Here is a 3,719-nt window from a genome sequence, read left to right on the forward strand (position 1 = left end):
CAGTACAACGGCTTCGACACCGCCCTCCCGTTCGGTGGCTACAAACAATCCGGGTGGGGCCGTGAACTCGGCAGCGCCGCACTCGATCTGTACACCCAGACGAAGGCAGTCAACATCGCGTTGTAAGGGCCACCGAGTGGACGGGCGGTGACTCGCGGCGGAGAGTGGCGGTGTTCTCGCGATATCAGATAGCGCCGATGACGAGGGTGCTGCGGGCGGTTTCGACAACGTTGGCTGATAGTGTGGAGTTCGTTGATCTTCATAATGCGGTCGATCTGGGCGAGGAGCCGTTGCAGGACACGGAAACGGAAGTTGAGGGACCCGGCGTTTCCGGACAGCGTCCTGAAGGGTAATTTCATGGCTGCTGCCTGACGCAGGGGCCTGTCAAAGTCGTGAAGTGAGGGCGTGACCTGGTATTTCGGCGTGTCGTTGGGGCGGGCACGGCTGCTTGCGGTAACGATCTTGGTTACCACGCCAGTTCGTTCCGAAAGCCATTGCGTGCCCGCATTGTCATCATCTCCTGTCCTTCCCGCCGATAGCCGGTCGGGTCCGTGCCCATGAGGCGGGAGTGACGATCCCGGCCCCGAGACGCTGCTTCCTGCCGGGTTGCTGGATATGCTGACGGGCTTGCCCGATCCGCGTGAACGTCGTGGGATGTGGCACACCGTCGCCGCGGTCGTCGCCGCGGCCCTGGCCGCCACGCTGGCCGGCGCCCCGGTCGTTTGCCGCAATCGCCGAGTGGGCTGGCGACGCCCCGGCCGAGACCTTGGCGCGGCTGGGCGTGCGGTGCCGGCCACCGTCGGAGGCCACCGTGCGCCGGTTGCTGACACGGATGCCCGCCGATACCGTCGACGCGGTGATCGGCGCGTGGATGTGGCTGCGTACCAGCATGATCAGCGAACGGCGGGTGATCTGCTTGCGACGGCAAGACACTCAAGGGCGCCCGGGACACGGCCGGGAACCTCGTGCATCTGCTGGCCGGACTGTGCCAGTACACCGGTGTCGTGCTCGCGCAGATCGCGGTGGGCGCGAGACCGAACGAGACTCCCGAGCTGACCGAGCTTCTCGGCGTGCTCGACATCACCGACGCTGTGATCACCGCCGATGCGATACGCTGCCAGCGCGAAACCGCCCAGACCATCCGCGACCGCAACGGTCATTACATCCTCACCGTGAAGCGCAATCAACCGACTCTGCACCGGCGGGTGAAAGTACTGGCCTGGAAAGGCATTCCCGCCCTGGCGATCTCGCACGACCACGGTCACGGGCATCGCGCGTGAGACCCTGTATAGCTCGTTGAACAGGTCGAAGATCAATGCGATGACCGTGCGGACCTGCTCGTCAGGGTCCTTGACGACCTCTCCGGACGGGCGCAGTACATATCCGGTCGGGACCGCGAAGAACAACTCACCCCGCTGGGCCTCGGCCAACCGTCCCGACGCCATCCGCTGCTTGATCAAATGCAGTTCGACCTCGCTCATGATGTCCTTCAATCCCAACAGCAACCGCTCGTTGTGACAGTTCAGATCGTAGACGCCATCGCAGTCGGCCAGCAGTGTTGCAGCGAGCGCACACAATTCTATCAACTGATACCAATCCCGGCCCGACGCAAACCCTCCACTCCCACAATGATTCCCACATGACCCATCAGAGTCTCCGGACATGCCGGGGCGATTCAGTTCGGCCCTCTGGGAGGCGATGAATATCAATCCCCTCGAAGTGTGGAGGCTCCCTTATGCGGCCTCGTCTCGTGACAGGGCTGCAGTTGAGGCCGCACGGACGGCGGCCATATGGGTCTCGTAGTTGATCGGCGACATTGCGCCGCACAGGCTGTGGCGGCGGGTCGGGTTGTAGAAGCCGGTGATCCAGGTGACGATCCGCAGAGCTGCCTCGGCGCGAGTACGGAAGCGGTGCCGGTGGACGAATTCGACCTTCAAGGTGGAGTTGAACGATTCAGCTGGGGAGTTGTCCAGGGCCGAGGCCACACGGCCCATCGACTGCACCACACCGAGGTGCCGGCACAGGGCATTCGTGGCCGCGGCGGTGTATTCCTCAGGTTCAACCGGTGGAAGCAACACCCGAGGTCACGGAGGGTGTTGTGGGAAGGCCGTCGGATTGGATGCGGGAGGTCACTGGACGAGCGCCGATGCGCTCACCTGGGCATCCCGGGCATCAGCGCGTGGTGGAGCGTCTGTTCTGGGACGTGATCGCCGAGGCCCTGCTGCCAGCGGAAGCTGGTGTGGCAGTGGGGGTATCGCCTGTCAAGGGCAGTCGATTGTTCCGCGATGGTGGCGGGATGTCCCCGTATTCCTGGAGCCCGCCCGGCGGCCGCTACCTGTCGTTCGCCGAGCGTGAGGAGATCGCGTTGCTGCGGGTGCAGGGCGAGGGGGTGCGGCAGATCGCGCGGGCGTTGGGTCGCAGCCCGTCGACGATCTCCCGTGAGCTGCGGCGCAACGCCGCGACCCGCGGCGGCAAGCTCGACTACCGTGCTTCGGTTGCTCAGTGGAAAGCCGAACTGTTCGCCCGACGCCCGAAAATGGCGAAACTCGTTCAAAACACACAGCTTCGGGACTACGTGCAGCAGCGCCTGGCGGGGCGGATCACCGATGCGAAGGGCAGGGTTGCCGCCGGGCCGGCGACGGGGATCTGGACCGGCCGCAACAAGCCGCACCGCTCGGACCGGCAATGGGTGCAGGGGTGGAGCCCGCAGCAGATCGCGGCGCGGCTGAAGATCGACTTCCCCGACGATGAGTCGATGCGGATCAGCCACGAGGCCATATACCAGGCACTGTATATCGAAGGCCGCGGCGCGCTCGATCGTGAATTGATCCTGACACTGCGAACCGGCCGGGCACTGCGCATGCCCCGAGCCCGGTCCAAACGCATCACCTGGGCCCACATCACCCCCGACGTCCTGATCAGCGAACGGCCGGTCGAAGCCGAGGACCGCGCGAATCCGGGCCACTGGGAGGGAGACCTGATCATCGGCACCGATCGCTCGGCGATCGGGACCCTTGTCGACCGGTCGACCCGGTTCACCGTGCTCGTTCACCTGCCCCGCGAGGACGGATGGAGGGAGACGGCGCCGGTGAAGAACGGTGTCGCCCTCAGCGGCTACGGGGCGTCATCGATGAACAAGGCGCTCTCGGCGGCGTTGCGGAAGATCCCCGAGCCGATGCTGAAGTCTCCGACCTGGGACCGTGGCAAGGAGTTGTCGGCGCATGCGGAGCTGACAGCGAAGACCGGCGTGCCGGTCTTCTTCGCCGACCCGCAAAGTCCCTGGCAGCGCGGAACCAACGAAAACACTAACGGACTCCTGCGCCAGTACTTTCCCAAAGGCACCGACCTGTCGCGGTGGACCGCGAAGGACCTCGCGGCCGTCGCGCATACCCTCAACACCCGACCGCGGAAGGTCCTCGGATGGCGCACTCCCGCCGAGGCGATGACCCATCACCTACAATCGCTCGAACGTCAAAATGTTGCATCGACCAGTTGAATCCGCCTTCGCTGCCGCGATCAGAGTGGAAGACAACCCCGTCGATCGCGTCGAACCCACCCCGGGTGGCAGCGGCCATTTTCAATGCGGCACAGGCCAGTTCGGCATCATGATGGGCGCTGGTGGCGTAGCCGAGCAGACGCCCGGAGAACCGGTCCTCCACCGAAGCCAAATACAGTTTCCCCTCCAAGGTAGGGATTTCGGTGACATCGCCGACCCACAG

At 64.7% G+C, this 3,719-nt stretch carries 4 protein-coding genes and 1 pseudogene; 3 read left to right on the top strand and 2 right to left on the bottom strand.

Annotation, left to right across the window (positions count from 1 at the left end; all coding sequences use genetic code 11):
- The coding region (locus IU459_RS36730; protein ID WP_195133225.1) for an aldehyde dehydrogenase family protein at nt 1-126 on the top strand (126 nt) is incomplete at its 5' end.
- An 800-nt stretch (nt 127-926) separates the two neighbouring features.
- Nucleotides 927-1,280 (top strand): annotated as a pseudogene (locus tag IU459_RS36735) (ISAs1 family transposase); the annotation flags it as partial.
- A gap of 453 nt (nt 1,281-1,733) precedes the next feature.
- On the opposite strand, the gene IU459_RS36745 reads toward IU459_RS36735, so the two are convergent.
- A complete protein-coding gene (locus tag IU459_RS36745) occupies nt 1,734-2,078 on the bottom strand; it encodes an integrase core domain-containing protein (protein WP_324199172.1) in 345 nt (114 codons plus the stop codon).
- 41 nt (nt 2,079-2,119) lie between these two features.
- On the opposite strand from IU459_RS36745, the gene IU459_RS36750 reads away from it, so the two are divergent.
- The gene (locus IU459_RS36750; RefSeq protein ID WP_228839035.1) at nt 2,120-3,496 is read left to right on the top strand and encodes an IS30 family transposase; all 1,377 of its coding nucleotides are present in this window, start codon (nt 2,120-2,122) and stop codon (nt 3,494-3,496) included.
- Here IU459_RS36750 and IU459_RS36755 read toward each other — a convergent pair.
- Nucleotides 3,393-3,719: a DDE-type integrase/transposase/recombinase gene (locus IU459_RS36755; protein ID WP_324199173.1), complete on the bottom strand. Its 327-nt coding sequence runs from the start codon at nt 3,717-3,719 to the stop codon at nt 3,393-3,395. The two genes, IU459_RS36750 and IU459_RS36755, sit on opposite strands and share 104 nt — an antisense overlap.

The sequence above is a fragment of the Nocardia amamiensis genome (genome assembly GCF_015477605.1).
Lineage (GTDB): Bacteria > Actinomycetota > Actinomycetes > Mycobacteriales > Mycobacteriaceae > Nocardia > Nocardia amamiensis_A.

Bases quoted from the DNA above. Each gene is read 5' to 3' on its own strand.
- IU459_RS36750 (WP_228839035.1), top strand. From the start codon at position 2,120: ATGCGGGAGGTCACTGGACGAGCGCCGATGCGCTCACCTGGGCATCCC.